This window comes from Rhizobium sp. P1_E1 (assembly GCF_056406015.1).
In genome coordinates this window covers 1-17,582 of record NZ_JBFUAY010000058.1, presented here as the reverse complement: position 1 = coordinate 17,582, position 17,582 = coordinate 1, and the positions used below count along the sequence as shown (strand labels likewise).

Below are 17,582 nucleotides of genomic sequence, written 5' to 3'. Positions count from 1 at the left end.
TCTTTGATAGGTCAATTCTGACCTTTAGCGAGCTGCCCGATTAAGGATATCTTAATACAGAGAGTCAAGGGCGTAGTTAACAGYAAGTGAACATTTTCTGGTGTATTGTACAATAATGACACACATGCAACTCGCATAAGACAATGAAGTGCCTGGCGTTTGTTGCGTTAATAATAAGTGAAAGTGTCAAATGACAGATACGAATTCAAATTTCTTCAGAGGGAAAGAATGTTTATTCAGCAGCAATTTATAAGAATACGTTGAGGTTCTGATGTGCAGATGAGATGTTGATATAATCACTACGGGCTATGGCGTGATATCGCGGTTTTGTTTCGTTGATCGCTCTATCTCATGCTTTTCGACGAAGTAACTGATGTCGTTCTCTTGTAACATATGTTTATCAAGTAATGTCTCTTTGGAGGCGCATTTTTTACAAATTAAGATGCGTGTTCTAGGAGGTAATCTTATTGCCGATGCCGATATCAGGTAACTTGTTCATAATTGTGCAGTGCAACTTTTTTTGCAATGCGAAATATTTGCGAAATGAAGATATTTTGCAGCGGACGTAAGAATTATCTCGAGATAGAACGCATTTTAGTGTTCCATTTTAGGAGGCAGAGAGAGGTCCGCGGGTAGAAGGTTTTCCAGTATCTTTGGGAGATCATGGTGTGACCGTCTACTATGTAAATTCGGCAACGGGATCCAATCAGAACAGTGGAGTGAGCGAGCAGGCGGCTTTCGCGACGCTTTCCGCTGTCGAGGCGCTCAAGCTCAACCCGGGCGATAGCGTGCTCCTGGCTGCCGGAAGCGTGTTCAACGAACAGTTCGATTTGAAATACTCCGGCAGCGTTGCCGCTCCAATCACGATTGGCAGTTACGGTGTTGGCGATGCGCCGGTCATTCACAGCAGCAATGACGGCATCCACGGTTCCAAGGCTTCGAACATCGTCATTGAGAACATCAAGATCGCCGATACCGGCGCCAACGCGATATATGCAGGGAATGTGTCGAACTGGACGGTTCGCAACGTCGAGGTGACAAATACAGGCCTTGCTGGAAAGCCCGGCTCGATCAGCTTCCAAAGCAGCCAGAACATCACGATTGAGAACAGCAAGCTGACCGGGGTGCATGCCGATGGCATTTGGATGGACAAGGTCAACGGTGTCACCCTCGTCAACAATACCGTCACCAACAGCCAGGGTGCAGCGGCAGACGCTATCCAGCTCAATGATAGCAGCAATATTCTGGTCAAGGACAATCATCTGGAGCAGACGGAGACCAATAGCGCCAAGGGTGTCCTCGTGTTGGTCAGGGCTGTAAACGCCGTGGTCGATGGCAACACGCTCATCGGCGGTGGCTTTGGGTTGAGTGCCCAGGCGGGCACGAATATCGCCATCCACGACAACGACATCTCGGGATACGGCGGCTATAGCTGGTCCTACGGTATTGGCCTTGGCGATCAGGGAGATGCGAAGAACTATGACATCAGCGGAAATTATGTGCATGGTGGCGTTTATGGCGTCCTGGTTAGCGCAGCGGGCTATCCAAACTATGTTCGTGAGAACATCGATATCCATGACAATGTCTTTGACGGCCTGTCCTCGTCAGCGCTGAAGGTAGACAGGTCCGCATCGGGTTCTTTTCATGACAATATCATCGACAGCCTGGTATCGACGCTGACGATGCCGCCCGCAATTGCTGCTCAGAACACGTTCTCCATCGGCGAGAACAAAACGTTCGAACAAGCGCAGGCCGAGCTTGACAGCGCCGCTGGCAGCACGAGCAGCAATACGTCATCGAACAATGAGCAGACGCCTACCGTACCAGTCGTCGAGCAGCATGTGGAAGTACCAGCGCTGCCGCAAACAATTACCCAGGCTCCCGCAACAGAAACGCATACCGCGACGGTAGCCGCAGCCGTCGTTCCCAAGATCGTCGCCGTCCATGACAACCTGAAGATCGCGAGTGACACCGGCAGCGCCTATCACGGCAATATCCTCGAAAACGACAGTGCCTCCAACGGGACTGTGCTGCTCCGCCGCTTCGGTGACAGTGCGGTGGACAAGCATGGGCTGACGCTGACCGGGAAATACGGCGTCATCCATGTCGACAGCGATGGTGACTACGCCTATACGGTCGATGCGGCCAAACTCGCCGGCATTAGCGGTAACGTCAGCGAATCCTTCCAGTACAAGATCTCCGACGGTGCTTCACACATCGATACGGACTCGTTGAGCGTCTCCATCAACGTGGATGCATTTCATGGCTCAMATCTGCTGGTCTGAGTCAGACGGGACGGGTCGGCGGGGCCGCCTTGCCAGCCGTTTTATCTCGACATTAAAGCTCGATGATGAGTGCTCGCCGGCAGTCGAGTCGGGGAATGGTCGCTGACCTAATATTTCAGCCGTTCATCTTCAGAGTAAAATATGGACTGAATATATAGTTAATGCCCGAGTAAACATCGTGTTTAAGCACGCGGCACGGCTATCCCTTTGGCCCGTTATTGGGCGGTTTGCGATTTTCACTTGCTTGGGCCGGTATATTTAGCGTAGCGTCAAGTTAGAACCCCTGAAATCGCGCGCGCTATAAATTGGAATTTCTTGGCCATTTTTCGGTGGGATTCATATAATAGGTGTGAGCTTGCAAGCGGAAGATCGGCACCGGYGCCGACAATCCAGATGCGGCTGTGTTATTGATCGGGCTTGATGGACCCGTAGCTGCAGTGCGCTGGCATGTATGCCTGTGGGTTATGCGGTAAGAGAGGGATTACTTCGTGTTTCAGAGTTCAACAGCGGATGCGAGCGAGCCATCCAAAGCCTTGAGGAAATGCAAGGGGGGGCTTGTTTTCATTGGAATAGCAAGTGCGCTTATCAATATCCTCTATCTTACAAGTTCATTTTTTATGCTTGAGGTGTATGACCGGGTCATCCCCAGCAAAAGCATACCCTCGCTGGCTGCCCTGGCAATACTTGCGTTGATGCTTTACGCCTTTCAAGGAGCGTTCGAGGTTCTGCGAAGCAGGATGCTCGTGCGTGTTGCCGGTTCACTTGACGAGATGGTGAACGGACGTGTGTTCCGGGCGCTTATCAAGGCTCCGCTGAAGGTCAAAATCGGCGGCGACGGGCTTCAGCCGTTGCGCGACTTCGACCAGATCAGAACCTTCCTGTCCGGTATGGGCCCGACAGCGATGTTCGATCTGCCGTGGTTGCCGTTCTATATCGTGATCTGTTTCCTCTTTCATCCGGCGATCGGATATATCGCGATCGGTGGATCGCTGGTTCTCGCCATCCTGACGTTCATGACCAATCAGGGAACGCGGACGCTATCAAAAAAGCAGTCTGACTCCGCAAATATGCGGAATGCCTTCGCGCAGACCTCGATCCGCAACTCCGAGGTCATTCACGCCATGGGCATGGCAGGCACGATGGCCGAAATCTGGGACCGCAAGAACAGTGAATACCGGACGATCACTCGGCAGGCATCGGATGTCGGCAACGGATATGCGACCTTGTCGAAGATTTTCCGTATTGCTCTGCAATCGGGGACGCTTGCGACCGGCGCAATCCTGGTCATTCAAGGGCAGGCCTCTTCGGGAATTATCATCGCGGGCTCGATATTGACCTCGCGCGCCCTGGCGCCTGTCGAAGCAGCGATCGGAAATTGGCGTGGCTTCGTTTCTGCTCAGCAGAGCTGGGCGCGGCTTTCGAGCCTGCTGAAAACCATTCCTGAGATTCCAGCCCCGCTTGCGCTCGCGGCTCCTACCAAGCAAGTCACTGTTGAGGGCCTGGCGAGCGGACCACCGGCTGGCCAGCGCCTGGTCATCTCCGATGTCAGCTTCGGCTTAAGGGCAGGGAGCGCGCTTGGGGTCATTGGTTACAGTGCCTCGGGTAAGTCGTCGCTGGCGCGGGCGATGATGGGCATCTGGCCGACCGTCAGAGGATCCATTCGCCTTGATGGTGCGGCACTCGACCAGTGGGACGGTGACGCACTTGGCCGGCATATCGGTTATCTCCCGCAGGATGTGGAGCTTTTTTCGGGGACCGTCGCGCAGAATATCTGCCGTTTCGCGAAGGAGATGTCGCCCGAGGCAGTGGTTGCCGCAGCGAGGGCGGCGCGTGTTCACGATCTTATCCTTCGTCTGCCGAACGGTTACGAAACCGAAATCGGCGAAGGCGGTGCGGCGCTTTCGGCCGGCCAGAGACAGCGGATCGCGCTTGCAAGAGCGCTTTACGGCGAACCATTCCTCGTCGTGCTCGATGAACCGAACTCCAATCTTGATGAAGAAGGCGAGCGGGCGCTGAGTGCTGCGATCATGAGCGTGCGGGCGCGCGGCGGCATTGTCGTTGTCATCGCACATCGGTCCGGCGTTCTGGCGGTCTGTGACTTCGTGCTGATGATGCAAGATGGCCGGATGATCGCGTTCGGTCCGAAAGAGGAAGTTCTGGCAAGGGTCAGCCGGCCGGAAGCGGCGCGCACGCCGATTGCCGAGCGCGTGGCTCAGCTTAAAGTCGTGGTCGACGGCATCAATGCGGCCGAATAGGCCAGAGGGAAGATTGTGAATAAAGTTATCAGTGAATCGAAACGCTCCCTCAATCGGCATGTTGCCGTTGTCGGTGCGTTGTCGATAGCCCTCGTTTGCGGCATCGGCGGTTGGGCGGCGACGACAGAGCTTTCGAGCGCAGTCATCGGCGAGGGCGTGATCGTTGTTGACGGCGATGTCAAGAAGGTCCAGCACCTGACAGGTGGTATCGTGTCGGAACTGCTGGTCGCCGAAAACGACCATGTGACGGCAGGGCAGGTGCTGATACGGCTCGATGGGACGACGACAAGAGCGAACCTCTCGATTGTCGAAAGCACGCTCGCTCAGCTTTATGCGCGCCGCGCCCGTCTGAAGGCGGAACGGATTGGCGCCGATTCGTTCGAGGTCGAGGAAAACATCACTGATCTGACATCCAGCAGCTCCGCGGCGAAGCTTCTCGATGGTGAGCAGAAATTGTTCGACAGTCGCAGGACGGCGCTTATCGGAATGAAGAGCCAGTTGGCATCGCGCAAGGACCAGCTGGCCGAGCAGGTAAAGGGGTTGGTCGTTCAGATCAACGCCACCAGCGATGCCTTGGGCTTGATCGAACAGGAGCTTGAGGGCATTGATACGCTCTACAAGAAGGGTCTCGTCACGCTTCAGCGTTTGAATACGCTCAAGCGCGCACGCGCCGATCTCCAGGGCAACAGCGGCCAGGAAATCGCATCAAAGGCCGAGGCCGAGGGTAAGGCAATCGAGATCGATCGCCAGTCGATCCAGCTGGATGAGGATCGTCGTTCGGAGATCGCAAAGGACCTGACCGACGTCGAGGCACAGATCGCCGAATATGAAGAGCGCCGCGGAACCGCACTCGATCAGCTGCACCGTCTCGACATTACCGCGCCGCTGACTGGGCGAGTTCACGAACTTTCGGTTCACACCGTCAATGGTGTCATCGATCCCGGTCAGACGTTGATGCTCGTCGTTCCCGAAAATAACGAACTTACGGTCGAGGCGAAAGTCGCCACCCGCGATATTGACCAGGTTCACGTCGGTCAGTCCGTCGATGTGCGCTTCAGTGCTTTCGATCAACGCACGACGCCTGATGTGAGCGGTGAGATTACCTCAATCGCCCCTGATATCGTCAAGGATGAGCGCACGGGCATCAGCTACTATCCCCTGCGCGTCAAGCCGAAAGCTGAAAGCATTGCCAGGATGAAGACGATAAAGCTCTATCCCGGCATGCCGGCCGAGGTCTTTATCAAGATCGGCGACCGGACCGTCATATCCTATCTGACGAAGCCGCTGACCGATCAGATGCAGCACGTATTTCGTCAGGAGTGATTGGCGGCTGTTTCGCGTGGTTGAAAGCCCGGACGTCTCAAAGCAGCCATCCGCCAGAGTGAGGTTGGATAGTTTCGCGTTGCTCGAACGGGCATGAGCGGCCATTTCACGAAATTGTCTCAAGTCTGCGGCAAGGTCTCCCGATGATGTGTTTGCTGCTTTGGCGAGCGGCGCCGACTGCGAGGCGACCGGCTTATGGACTGGTTCTGTTTCTGGCGTGTCTGGTGATGTTTTCCGCGGTCAAAAACGGCCATGCCGATAGTCCTCAGCCGCTGAAAATAGTGGCTTTCGGAACATCCTTGACGGCCCGCGGGGGATGGCAGCCCGCTCTCGAGACAGGGCTTTCAGTCTGCCTGCAAAGGCCCGTGAAAGTCGAGAGCGTTGCAAAGAGCGGCGAGACGTCACTATGGGCCCTTACCCAAGTTGATCGCGTCGTTGCCGCGCAGCCGGATATCATCCTGATTGAACTCTATGCTAACGATGCGACATTGCATCGGTTCGTGTCGCTTGCGCAAAGCCGAAAGAATATCGGCGAGATCCTCGACCAGCTGCGGCAGCGCCTGCCGCAAGCGCGGATCATCGTCATGGCCATGAATCCGTTTTCGGGGCTGCGGGGGCTAATCCGCCCCTTTGCCGACAGCTATGTCTCTGCCCATCAGACAGAGGCCGAAATACGTGGTCTGGAGTTTGTCGACCACCGGCCCAACTGGGAGCGTCTTACGCCGGATGATCTGGCCAGGGCAATTCCTGATGGTGTGCATCCTTTGCCCGACGTGGCCTCCAAAATCATCGCGCCCGAACTCGCCAAACGTATCGCCGGCAACAATTGCGGAGAATGAAAATTCTCTCATGCCCGTCACAGTCCCTGACGGCTCTCAGGGTTCAGACTGCTGCAATATAGTTTTTCAGGTAGGTGACCAGTGAAGCCCGACCGGCCTCCGACGAATCTTCGTGAGACGGGCTATCCAGGTCTTCGAGCAGATAGCTCCTGAGATCGTCATCGGTATGTGCAACGTAGATACCCGGTCGGCCCGCGAGCTGGCCTACCGTGGCAAGCTGATGATCGTTTCTATGCTCGCCGAGGGATGCCTGCCGGGGAACGAGAATGATCGGCTTTCCAAAACGTTTCGCCGTAAGCACAGTGCCAATTCCCGCGTGAGAGACGATGACACTTGCATCGAAAAAGACTCTATCGAAGTCCGCGGGCTCGATATTCTTGATCCATTTCATGTTCTGTGGCGTGTAGGTGCCCTTGCCGATCTGCGCCAGAACCGGTTTGGACAGTTCCTTTGCGAAGGTGTCGACAGATTTGACGAGGCGATCAAACGGCAGCTGCGTTCCGACGGTGACAAGGATCAAAGGACAGCTCCTGCGTAGTGGGGGCCATCCGGCCGTGAAAGATGCTGCCACTGCGTGAGCCAGAGCGTCGCAATATGGCCGGCCAATTTACCCGATAGCGACAGCTTCTCGACATTGGCGACGCTATCAATCCAGATCGTCCGCTTGCCCATCAATTTGCCGGCAAGCAGGCAAAAAAGCCCGGGCGCGGCACCGGTCGAGATGACGACATCGGGCCTCTGTTTGATGACGATGGAAAAGGCGCTGAAAAAGCACCGGATCGACATGGGTATCGAGTCGCGGCTGCAATCGGGAAGCACTAGTCCGTCCCGAATGTCGTATTTTGCAAGCAGTCCCGGGATGGTCGTTGCAAAGACGATATCGCAGCCCTCGAATGCGCCGCGCATGGCCATCAGTTGCTCCCAGTGGCCGCCTCCTGACGAGGCAGCGAGAACCTTCAATTTTTTCTCAGTCATAGACAGGCATCTCCTATATTTGACCGATGATAGGGGCGAAAAACCGTTCTGTACGAACAGCGATTGTCTCACGATAGTTCAATAGAAGTGTACCATTTTTGGCCTGGTCGATTGAAGCCTTGAAGTTCATGGACAGCCAATCACTCATGATATTTTCAACTGGAACATAATAAGGGTCAAAACTCTTCCAAGGGCGCTCGCGTAAACAAATATCAGAGCGCGGCATTGGGCTTGTATTCCTGGTATGCATGGCCGAGAATCCCATTAACCATGCCCGCGCCGCGCAGAACATGGGTGAGGGCTCGCATGCCCCAATAGGGTGAAATCAAGATCGCCGGCAGCATGACCAGCCCAAGGATGACTCTCGTGGCACCATAGGCCGCGCGATAGATCCGGCGCTTGAGGTTGCCATGCAGGACCTCGCTGACTGCGAAGGTATTGCCGAGCCGGTATTGTCTTTGCAATACCCATTTCCAGGTCATCCGGCTGGCCGGAACGATATCATGGACGAGCGCCTTGTCAGCCCAGAAGACCTGCATGCCACGGCGGATGGCTTGGTTGAAGAAAAGGTAATCCGTGCCCCCGGTGAAGCGCATCTTCTCTTCAAAACGCAGATTCCATGAGCGGATCAGGGGATAGTCGAACATGACGTTGTTAGAGGCCGCATAAGAAATGCGTTGACCGTCCTTGTTCTTCTTGCGCTCGAACACCCTTGCCTTGATGAAATATTCCGGCGGGTTTTCGGGATAGACCGGTTGGACGGGGCCGTAGACGCAATCGGCGCGGTTTTTCTCCCGTGTCTCCAGCATCGCGTCCAGCCAGCCATCGACCGGCCATTCGTCATCGTCGAGAAAGCAGAAGAGGTCAGTGCCGGGAGGCGCTGAATCCAATGCGCGATTGCGTGCAAAGGGTATGCCCTGATTTTGTTCGATGACGTAGATCAGGTCGTAGGCACCTGTTTGGCCAAAGCTCTCTACCGTGGCCCTTGCGCTGCCGGCCGCATCATTATCGACGATCACCATAGTGAGATGATAGGGGCGAGCCGGCTGCCTGACCTGGCGCGTCATGACGTCAAGAAGCTTGGCGATCCCGTCGAGGCGGCGATAGGTCAGCACGCCGACGGCGATCCTCAGCGGCGCGGCGCCTACTTCTGTGCCGACGGATGAATGCGGAAAAGTCTTTTGCTGATTCATAACTGTCCTCTCCGCAGCATATTTCCCAAACGCTTGCGCGCCGCCATCAAGGCCACTTCGGTCSCGGCAGCATCGCCGAACGGACCGCCGGCCACCGTGTTCCGAGCTTCGCCCCGGAGCTTCAGAAGCGATGTCGTTTCGGCAATTCCGCCGGCCACGAGGCTCTTGCCGAGTGCCTGCAGCCCGTCATAGCGGCGTGCCAGTTCGAGCCCAGTCGCGATCATGATCCGCGGGCGCAGTGTCTTTGCCCTGCTTGTGCCCGTGTAGCGGTTCGACTCATGAATGCGCTGAAACGTCAGCGGTGTTTCGACGATGGCGCCGCGACCCAGATAGGCGGCTGCAAACTTGATGTAATTGTCGCTGAGGACGACGTCTTTCGCGACAGACATTGGCAGGATCTGAGACAGCAGATCGCGGCGGAAGCTCAAGCCGGAGGTCGGCACAGGAAGCGAGGGAAAGCCGCCCTTGCGCAGCGTATCCCGCTTGTCGAACAGCGTCACCTGCAGCTCTGTTGGAGGCTGGTCGCTTTCCTCAGTCGTCACCCGGTCGAAGCACCAGTCGATCTCGCTGCGGTCGTAGATTTCGGCTATACGAGCGAGCTTGCCCGGCAAGAATGCATCATCGGCATCGAGGAGAAAGAGGACATCACCGCTTGCGGCCGCAAAACCCGCGTTGAAGCTCGAGGCCTGGCCACCGTTTTCCTTCAATACCGTCAGGATCTGTTCACCGTAGGAGGCAAGGATCTGGCGGGAATCGTCCGTCGATCCGTCGTCGACCACCACCACTTCGAAGTCGGGGTAGGCCTGCGACAAAACACTGTCGATGCATGGGCGCAAAAAGCGACCATAATTGAAATTGTTGATGAGCACCGAGAGTTTCAATTCACTGCCTCCTGGGCCAATCGATCACCGCGCGAGCGTCTGGGGCGCATATCGGCGAATTCCAGCACGATATCCACGCATGTAGTAATATTTCCAGATAGCCCAGAAACGCTTCTTCGATTGCGGCAAGAGATAAAGCATGGCTGCCCGAAATGCCCATTGCGCGCTTTCGATCCAGATCGGTAGTGGAACTCCGCTGAGTCTCACCCCTCCAGGTACCTCGTCAGGGAAGAGCGCCGGCATGCCATAGCCAAGCCGTTCGCCGCGTTTCTGTACCCAATCCTCAGTGACACTTGATGCCGGTATCCAGTGATGAACCACGGCCTCTGCGCATCGATAGGACTTGGCGCCATTGGCCGCCAGTCGAATGATGATTTCCGCATCTTCACCCATGGCAAATATCTTCCCTGGGAGAGGGCCGATATCTTCCCGGTAGCGCACGCTCGTTCCGAGCAACTCTCGCCGAATGATCGTGTTGGGACCCCAGACTTTCGTCGGGTCACAAGGTCCGCTTTGCGTTTCATCAACGATCGCGAAAGTCGAGCCCATTGGAATCCAATCGATAAAGCGGCCCTTCGGCTCCTTTTCCCAATCGGGGACGATTCTGCCGCCGAACACGCCATAGCCCGGATGGGCGATAGCGCAGTCGACGATCGCTTTCAGCCAGTTCGGTTCGGCGCGTATGTCGTCGTCCGTAAAGACAATGAGATCTCCCTTTATTTGATCCAAAGCCAAATTCAGCGCGCCAGACTTTCCCGGCTTGCGCTGCTGCAGGATGGTGATGGGAAGCTTCTCGCTGTACGATTTCAAAAGCTCAAACGTATCGTCATTGCTATTATTGTCGACAGCAACCAATTCCCATCGATCATGGGGAAGCTCCTGGCGCACCAAGGAATCCAAAGTATGGCGCAGCCGGCGGCTGGCGCCATTGTAAGATGAAAAGAGCACGCTGACGAAGAGATCCGACATCAGTTACCAACCCTCTTGGTGAAGTCGTAAGAGAAGAGCTTCATGTTTTGACTGCCTGTGCGATGTTCGAGCAGTTCGGCGCCTACGCGGGGTTTGACCGTGTCTTGCCGAAAAACTCGCGCCTGTGACCCTCGCCGAGTACCCTCAGCTTGCGAAGATTGCGTAACCACCGCCGCGGTTTGGTGAGCACACCGCGGTTGAGGAAATACTGCCGCAGCAGGCTCGGTGCCTGACTATGCGATCCGCCATGGGCGACCCGATAGACCGCCCCGCGAAACGGCAGTTTCGTTAGCGGCGCGCCTCGCTGGGCAAGGATGCTTGCTATGCGGACATGGCTGCCCAGCATCGACTTGATCCAGTCGAGCGAAGCCTCCTCGAAACGTTCCGGCAGTTCATAGAGATCGGCACGAATGATCAACGAGGTACCGCAGAGATGGCTGAAGTCGTCGTGGCCAAACAGGAAGTTGCCGCCATCGTCCCAGATATAACCATGATCGATCGTCCATCCGTTGGCGTCCCGATTGTCGGATACGTGTTGAACGATCCGAGAGCTGACGAAATCGTCGTCATCGACAATCATGAAGAAGCGACTGTCGGTGGCGTTCAGCATGCCGCTCAGAACGCGACGGCCTTTATCTGCCCGGAAGGCATCAAGGAAGTCTTCCTTGCTGCCCTTTCCGAGCTCATGCAGGTCGTTCGGCGGAAAGGTGACACGCACGGCGGAGAATTTTTCCGGCAGGTCAGGCAGATCCGCACCTTCGTTTGCCACGATGATGCCGCGCCAGTCTCCATTGGTCTGGTTGGAAATGGAGGCCACGGTCTGGGTCAGGTTTGCCTTCAGCCTGCTCCAATCGCGGGCATTGTCCTGATGTCGGACCGGGATAATGAAGGTGACAAGTGTCATCGAATGCCCCCTTAAGCCCGCAAGCTCACAGCTTCTTTTGCATCGACACGCCCCTTTGCCGCCTGACGACGCGCCCACTCTATTCCGTCCTCGAGCGAGGTTGCCTTGTATGAAAGGTCGGTTCCGCCGGAGAAAGCATTCATGAAGCGGCGGATCTTTCCATAGCTATTGTCCAGCACGGCATGCGGGCGGCCGAGCAGCAGCGAGCAGATATGGACGTGCAGGCGATCGGTCACGATTGCGCGGGCACGCGAAATCTGACTGATGCCGCGCTCGAAACGGTTGTGTGCCGCAGCGTCCAGTCTGCGCAAGGCAACTTCGCTCGGCTTCAATGCGAGATAGGCCGAAGCTACCCCCAACTTCTTGGCGATATCGACCTTCCGTTTCGACTCGGTAATCCAGTCTTCCACAGGAATATCGGAAGGAATTGTGCGATCGGTACCGCCAACCCGTTCCGCATCCTCCCGCAACATGGCGAGGACGGGAATCTGTGTCGCCCTTTCCGGAAGCGGACCGATGGCAAAAGCCATGTCGGGGCATAGTCGTACGGTGCAGTCGAAGTGTTTTTCGGAAAACTCCTTCGATTCTTCGTCGCGCACGAGCAACACGAAATTCTTGTGGCGCCCGATTGCCCGTTTGGATTGCTCGATGCGCTCAGGCGAGCTGTAGTGGATCGACTGCGGGAACTGGATGATCTGCCGATCCGGGAAACGCTCCATGATCGATTCGCGGAAATCCTGGTGGGCAACCCAGATATCGCCGAAATTGCCGCCGCCGTGAATGAAGATCGGGCCGGTCGGTACCCGCCGTTTCAGTTCGTCGGCGGAGAAGTCGTACAGTCTGGAAACATAGTCCGGGCGCTTGCCGAAGCGATCTTTGAGATAGGCCATCTCACCCAGCCAGATTGCCGAGTCGCCGCAATTGCGGATGTCGGGAAAGTCGAGAATCGCAAGCGGCTCGTCGCGCGAGACATAGTCCTTCAGGCAATCATGGATCATGCCGTTGAGTTTTGAGATCAGCTCCGATCTGGATTGGCTGGTCATTCTGCCTCTCTTGTTGATGTTCGTTTAACTTCAGGCCGACTTGGGTACGGCAATACGTTTGGCTTTTGACAGGAACTTGACAACGATACGCTGAACTTCGGTTTCCGGGCCGTTTGGCTTCTTCATCGCGAGCCAAAGGACACAGCTGGAACCGACATAGAGGATACCGCCGGTGACGACGAGGATGGCCAGGTGAAGAGCCAACGCCAATTTGTCGGTGGGGGTGTTCAGGACATGCGACAATCCCCAGACGCCGGCAGCCATCACGGCGACACTGGCAAGCGCGCGGAAGTTTGCCGCGAGCTGCTGGAAGAATGGCAGATTGATCAAGCGCTTGACGAGAAGCATGTTGACTACGGTGGAAATCAGACCCGTCAACACGCGGGCATAAACGACGCCCGGAAGCCCGGCCATCATGAGACCAGCGATGATGATGGGCACGCGGACCACCAGCATCTGCGTGTCGCGGATGAACAGCATCTTGGTATGGCCCTTTGCCATGCCGAGCGGTTGGACGAGCGAACCGAGGGTCTGCAGGGCAAAGACCGATGCGAGCGCCTGCACGATGAAGATGGCGGGAACCCACTTTTCTCCCAAGGCAAGCCGCATCATCGGATCAGCCACAACAGCCATGCCGATACCGGCCGGAAGCGCCACCGCCGCCAAAAGCGCCTGGGCGCGCTGATAGGCTGCGATCAGCCGGACGGGATCGTTGCGGACCTTCGAAAAGCCCGGGTAAATCGTCTGGTTCAATGGCGCCGTCGCCTCGCGCGTCGGCAGCGTCGAAAGAGTGTTGCCGACGGTATAATGGCCAAGCTGCGTGGCGCCCAGCATCTTGCCGATCAGCAGGTATTCGATGCGCCAGTTCAGCGTGTTGACGATCTGTCCGGCCGTCAGCCACACCGAGAACGAAAACAATTCGCGTGCATGACGAAAGGTGATGCGCGGCCAGAACGGCAGGACGGTGTAGGAAACGATGATATTCGTGACCTGATAGGCGAGGGTGCCGATAACGAGCGCCCAATAACTCTGGTAGATGGCAGCAATTGCCACCGTCACGACGAAGCCGACCAGCTTTTGCGAGACGTTGAGTACGAACTCCTGCCAGAAGATCAGATCACGCTGCAGCATGACGCGGCGTGGATTGGCGAGACCACTCAAGAGCAGGCTGAAACTCAAGGCAAGCATCACGCTCGTCAGCCGCGGCTCGTTATAAAATTCGGCGATCGGATAGGACGCGGCGGCAAACAACAGCGCCAAAACAGCGCTTCGCGTCACGCTCAACGTCCACACCGCGCTGAAGTGCGTTTCGCTGGGAGACTCGTGGCGGATAAGCGCCTGATTGAGCGAGAGTTCGGTCACCGAACTCAAGATGACCTGGATCGTCGTTGCAATGGCGACGAGACCAAAATCAGCCGGCACGAGATACCAGGCGAGCACAAAGGTGCTGAGTGCCGAAAGTCCGTTGACGATGGCGCGGGACAGACTCAGCCACATGCTGCCCTGAATCAGTCGGTCGGTAACACTGCTCATAGATGAACGGCTCCGCACGTCGAGGACATTGACCATTTAATTGGACTGCACGCCCAACCAAAATGCTTTTCCCTTTTGCTGGTGCAGAAGGGGTTGATGGAGTTAGAAAGCATCATGCCTTGTTGCCTCGTCACGAACCCKGTTTGCGACCTCACAGAACGCTTGCCGTTTTCTTGGAAAAATCTTGCTTCAGTCGGTTTAGCTCAAGCAGCATTCTGTCGTGCGCTTTCACGATAGACTCATCTGTGCTGAGCTGGCCCGGCTTCTCTGCTACCCGCTGCAACGTCTTGACCGTCGACCCGAAGACATAGTTGCCAGTGAGCTGTCGGATGCGGCGGTGGCGGAACGTTATGTTCTTCAAAAGGTAGGTATTTTTCCGTACCAGCGACGCTCCGGCTTCAACAAGGTTCGATGGGCCGATCGGATCGAAATCGATCTCCAGATCGAGCGCACTCGCCCAATCATACCACTTGGCGCGATTGCCCGGCGCGATCGGCCGGATCGCCCGCCAAGGAACACGCAGCGCATCGGATATGATGCAGCCATGCATCGCCTCGGAGACGACCTTATGTGATGCGCTGATCTCGGTCAGAACCTTTTCCACCGACCAGCGGGGATCGATATAGTGGATGCCGGCGAGATCGCAGACTTTATCCCAGCTGCCGTACATCGCGCTTTCATAATGCGGCATGAAGGAGACGGGATAACGCTTCTCGATGCTTTTGGCATCCCAGCAGCTGCGCGTGAGGATGCCTGAATCGCCGATGGCGTAGCTCGGATCGATGCCGAGGATTTCCGCGGTCTTCTTTCCGCGCACGAAATAGAACGTCCAGTTGCCGTCGACCTTCGGCGGGTTGGTGTATCCGCCATAGCCCGAGCCGAAGACGATCTTCTGCATGTTCGGGTCGAAATTGTCGTAGAGGATCGAGCCGATGCCGAGAAAGAGCTGGCTTTCGTCCTCGTCGAAGAAGCCGGGCAGCAAACGCTCCCAAAGCCAATGGTTCAGTTCGTCGCCAAAATTCTCGTGTTTCCCCCGGTAGGCAAACATCTTCATCGTGCTTCTCCAGTCGGCAAGTGCGTCACGATCTGCGAGACCGTGTCCTCTTCGCGAGCCATGCGTCCGTAACGCGAAATGATCTTGATGTCGCTGCGGATTATCTTTGCCGGGTTGCCAGCGACAAGCGAGCGCGGCGGCACGCTCTTGGTCACCACCGAGCCCGAGCCGATGACGCATTCGTCGCCGATCTCGACGCCGGGCAGAATGATGCTGCGGGCGCCGATGAAGCAGCGCTTGCCGATCCTCGTGTGAAGATAGAGCCCGCGCGTGAGATCGTGGGTCAGAATCGCCGCCTCAAAGGCGACGTAAGTTTCCGCGCCGATATGCAATCCCCTAGGGTTGGTCTTGTCGAAACGCACGCTCAAGGAAAAGCTGGCCGTCGGATCGATGTCCATTCCCCAGAATTTCGTATAGTAGAGCCACTTGGCCTTCACAAATCCGTTCCGCAGTGGCCGAAATACGTTCAGTCCCCACTTCGGCTTTTTTCCTGTCTGCACCATCAAGTCCGACCCCGGCTGGAAAATTCGTCTAGCACGGAACTGTAATAGTCCTCGAGCGTCCCCGTCTGACGACGTAAGTCGAAGCGCTCGGCCACCAGAAGCGGTGCCCGCGCGCTAAAGGCTGTCCACAGGGTCTGGTCGTTGAGCAGTCTTCCGACCGCGTCCGCCATTCCTGCGACATCCCGCTCCTCCACGAGATAACCAGTTTTCCCCTCTTCGATCGCTTCGCCGACGCCTCCCGAGCGAAATGCGACGACCGGAGTACCGACGGCTTCCGCCTCGAGATTTGCGAGGCCGAAAGCTTCGGCGTGACCATTGTCGAGGGTCACGCTTCCATGGAGATAAAGCTCCGCACTGGCGAGCAGATCTCTTATCTCAGTCTGCGACAGATTTTCATGGATCGTGACGCTTGGCAAGGAACGACGCGCCAGTGCTTCGATTTCCTCCTTCAAGGGACCCTGGCCGACCATGACGAATTCGACCGGGGTGCCGGCGGCGGCCACACGCGAAAGCGCATCGATCATGAAACGATGGCCCTTATAGTCGACGAAGCGGGCAATTGAAACCACGCGCCCTTTTTTTCGGGGACGGGGTTCCATTTTGAAGAGATCGAGATCGATGCCGATATGATGGCGATAGACGCGTTCGGCTGGAAAGCCGAGTGCCAGCAACCGGTCTCGGATGAAATCGGAAACGGCGATGTTCCAGCTGTTCCATCCGGCCATCTCGCTCCGGCCCTTGGCGAAGAAACGCACCTGATTGAAGCCGCCCGGCTTTTTCGGATCGCCGCCATAGGTGGCGTCAAAGCCGTGAAACGTCGTGATCAGCGGCTTGCCGGCGGCCCGGGCCAGCGGGCCGATGACATAGCCGTTCTTTCCAAAATGGGCGTGAACGAGATCGGCTTTGCCGATCGCAGGAAAGAGGAAGGGAAGGCCGATCTGCGGGATTTTCAGTAGCAGTTCACCGGCCCGCGCAATGGGAGAGCGACGGATGTCATGAACCGGAACAGTGGATTTTTTTGTATGCGCCGAAGAAATTCGCGAGCCGGCAAGAATTTCAGCTTCGAAAGAACGAAACGCTACCGCCTGGTTGAGAACAAACGCCTGGCTGGCAGGCAAAAATTTTTCCACATAAATAACGGCTTTTTTCATGAATCTGTTCGCGTCTCCGTTGTCTTGTGCATCACATCGCCTCTATTGCCCGCCGGATACCGTCGATCGCACTTCTTGGCGCATTATTTTCGTCGTAAAGATTAACGCGCTTCGTGCAAGCCGCAGCGGGATCGGCCGCTTTCTCATCGCGCTCGCCGTATTTTTCCGACATGCCCCATACTGTCACGCCTTTCAAGTCGCCATGTTCGGCCGCCACGGTGATCACGTCACTGAAAATATCGGCGTAGGATGCCGGCGTGAAGGCTTTGTCGCGGTTCAGGAAGTGGCAGGACGCATCCAGTTCGGTGATGAAAACGCCGACACCCATGTCCTTCAGCGCCGCGCAGAAGCGTCCCATTCCTTCCGGATCGATCCGGTCGAGGCCGGGGCGGAAATGCGCCTGCAGCCCTACCGCATTGATCGGCGTTTTTTTGGCGACGAGATCCTCGACGATTTTCAGGATGCGCGCACGCTTCTGTTCGAACACGTCGGATTTTTTCTCCAGATGCGTTTCGTTGAGGACCAGCGTCGCGCCGGGATTCGCTTGGTGCGCCATGTCGAAACTCATACGGATATAATCGTCGCCAAGAAGGCGTCGGAAAACACAATCCCGCAGATCCGCTGCATCATACTCCAACGGCTCGTTCACCACATCCCAAGCATCGATCGAGTTC

At 56.4% G+C, this 17,582-nt stretch carries 16 protein-coding genes; 4 read left to right on the top strand and 12 right to left on the bottom strand.

The window, feature by feature from the left end; genetic code table 11:
- Nucleotides 1-668: 668 nt before the first annotated feature.
- From AC1D1Z_RS19725 to AC1D1Z_RS19710, 4 genes are all read left to right on the top strand, one after another.
- On the top strand, nucleotides 669-2,285 hold the full coding sequence (locus tag AC1D1Z_RS19725; RefSeq protein WP_477851605.1) for a right-handed parallel beta-helix repeat-containing protein: 1,617 nt from the start codon (nucleotides 669-671) through the stop codon (nucleotides 2,283-2,285).
- Nucleotides 2,286-2,773: 488 nt separating this feature from the next.
- Nucleotides 2,774-4,540, top strand: a complete 1,767-nt coding sequence (locus tag AC1D1Z_RS19720; protein ID WP_018243214.1) for a type I secretion system permease/ATPase — start codon at nucleotides 2,774-2,776, stop codon at nucleotides 4,538-4,540.
- A gap of 15 nt (nucleotides 4,541-4,555) precedes the next feature.
- The gene (locus AC1D1Z_RS19715) at nucleotides 4,556-5,863 is read left to right on the top strand and encodes an HlyD family type I secretion periplasmic adaptor subunit (RefSeq protein WP_130652902.1); all 1,308 of its coding nucleotides are present in this window, start codon (nucleotides 4,556-4,558) and stop codon (nucleotides 5,861-5,863) included.
- Nucleotides 5,864-6,006: 143 nt separating this feature from the next.
- Nucleotides 6,007-6,702 (top strand): SGNH/GDSL hydrolase family protein, encoded by a 696-nt coding sequence (locus tag AC1D1Z_RS19710; RefSeq protein ID WP_130652901.1) that lies wholly within the window; start codon nucleotides 6,007-6,009, stop codon nucleotides 6,700-6,702.
- Nucleotides 6,703-6,745: 43 nt separating this feature from the next.
- On the opposite strand, the gene AC1D1Z_RS19705 is transcribed toward AC1D1Z_RS19710, so the two are convergent.
- The 12 genes from AC1D1Z_RS19705 to AC1D1Z_RS19650 form a co-directional block, all read right to left on the bottom strand.
- The gene (locus tag AC1D1Z_RS19705) at nucleotides 6,746-7,222 is read right to left on the bottom strand and encodes a glycosyltransferase (protein WP_018243211.1); all 477 of its coding nucleotides are present in this window, start codon (nucleotides 7,220-7,222) and stop codon (nucleotides 6,746-6,748) included.
- On the bottom strand, nucleotides 7,219-7,677 hold the full coding sequence (locus AC1D1Z_RS19700; protein ID WP_018446812.1) for a glycosyltransferase family protein: 459 nt from the start codon (nucleotides 7,675-7,677) through the stop codon (nucleotides 7,219-7,221). Before AC1D1Z_RS19700 ends, AC1D1Z_RS19705 begins: the two co-directional genes overlap by 4 nt.
- A 212-nt stretch (nucleotides 7,678-7,889) precedes the next feature.
- Nucleotides 7,890-8,870 (bottom strand): glycosyltransferase family A protein, encoded by a 981-nt coding sequence (locus tag AC1D1Z_RS19695; RefSeq protein ID WP_018243209.1) that lies wholly within the window; start codon nucleotides 8,868-8,870, stop codon nucleotides 7,890-7,892.
- Nucleotides 8,867-9,751, bottom strand: coding sequence for a glycosyltransferase family 2 protein (locus tag AC1D1Z_RS19690; protein WP_477851604.1), 885 nt, complete (start codon nucleotides 9,749-9,751; stop codon nucleotides 8,867-8,869). Before AC1D1Z_RS19690 ends, AC1D1Z_RS19695 begins: the two co-directional genes overlap by 4 nt.
- Before the next feature lie 24 nt (nucleotides 9,752-9,775).
- Entirely contained in the window at nucleotides 9,776-10,720 is a 945-nt protein-coding gene (locus tag AC1D1Z_RS19685) for a glycosyltransferase family 2 protein (RefSeq protein WP_018243207.1), read from the bottom strand.
- A gap of 82 nt (nucleotides 10,721-10,802) precedes the next feature.
- A complete protein-coding gene (locus AC1D1Z_RS19680; protein WP_018243206.1) occupies nucleotides 10,803-11,624 on the bottom strand; it encodes a hypothetical protein in 822 nt (273 codons plus the stop codon).
- An 11-nt stretch (nucleotides 11,625-11,635) separates the two neighbouring features.
- Nucleotides 11,636-12,667 carry a polysaccharide pyruvyl transferase family protein gene (locus AC1D1Z_RS19675; RefSeq protein WP_018243205.1) on the bottom strand — a complete coding sequence of 344 codons (1,032 nt, stop codon included), beginning with the start codon at nucleotides 12,665-12,667 and terminating at the stop codon, nucleotides 11,636-11,638.
- A 30-nt stretch (nucleotides 12,668-12,697) separates the two neighbouring features.
- Nucleotides 12,698-14,200, bottom strand: coding sequence for a lipopolysaccharide biosynthesis protein (locus tag AC1D1Z_RS19670; protein ID WP_026188495.1), 1,503 nt, complete (start codon nucleotides 14,198-14,200; stop codon nucleotides 12,698-12,700).
- 151 nt (nucleotides 14,201-14,351) lie between these two features.
- Nucleotides 14,352-15,254, bottom strand: a complete 903-nt coding sequence (gene pssM, locus AC1D1Z_RS19665; RefSeq protein WP_018243203.1) for an exopolysaccharide glucosyl ketal-pyruvate-transferase — start codon at nucleotides 15,252-15,254, stop codon at nucleotides 14,352-14,354.
- On the bottom strand, nucleotides 15,251-15,757 hold the full coding sequence (locus tag AC1D1Z_RS19660) for an acyltransferase (RefSeq protein ID WP_026230735.1): 507 nt from the start codon (nucleotides 15,755-15,757) through the stop codon (nucleotides 15,251-15,253). Before AC1D1Z_RS19660 ends, pssM begins: the two co-directional genes overlap by 4 nt.
- Nucleotides 15,757-16,908 (bottom strand): glycosyltransferase, encoded by a 1,152-nt coding sequence (locus AC1D1Z_RS19655; RefSeq protein ID WP_028733317.1) that lies wholly within the window; start codon nucleotides 16,906-16,908, stop codon nucleotides 15,757-15,759. The genes AC1D1Z_RS19660 and AC1D1Z_RS19655 overlap by 1 nt, the downstream gene beginning before the upstream one ends.
- A 31-nt stretch (nucleotides 16,909-16,939) precedes the next feature.
- The coding region (locus AC1D1Z_RS19650) for an endo-1,4-beta-xylanase (RefSeq protein ID WP_477851603.1) at nucleotides 16,940-17,582 on the bottom strand (643 nt) is incomplete at its 5' end.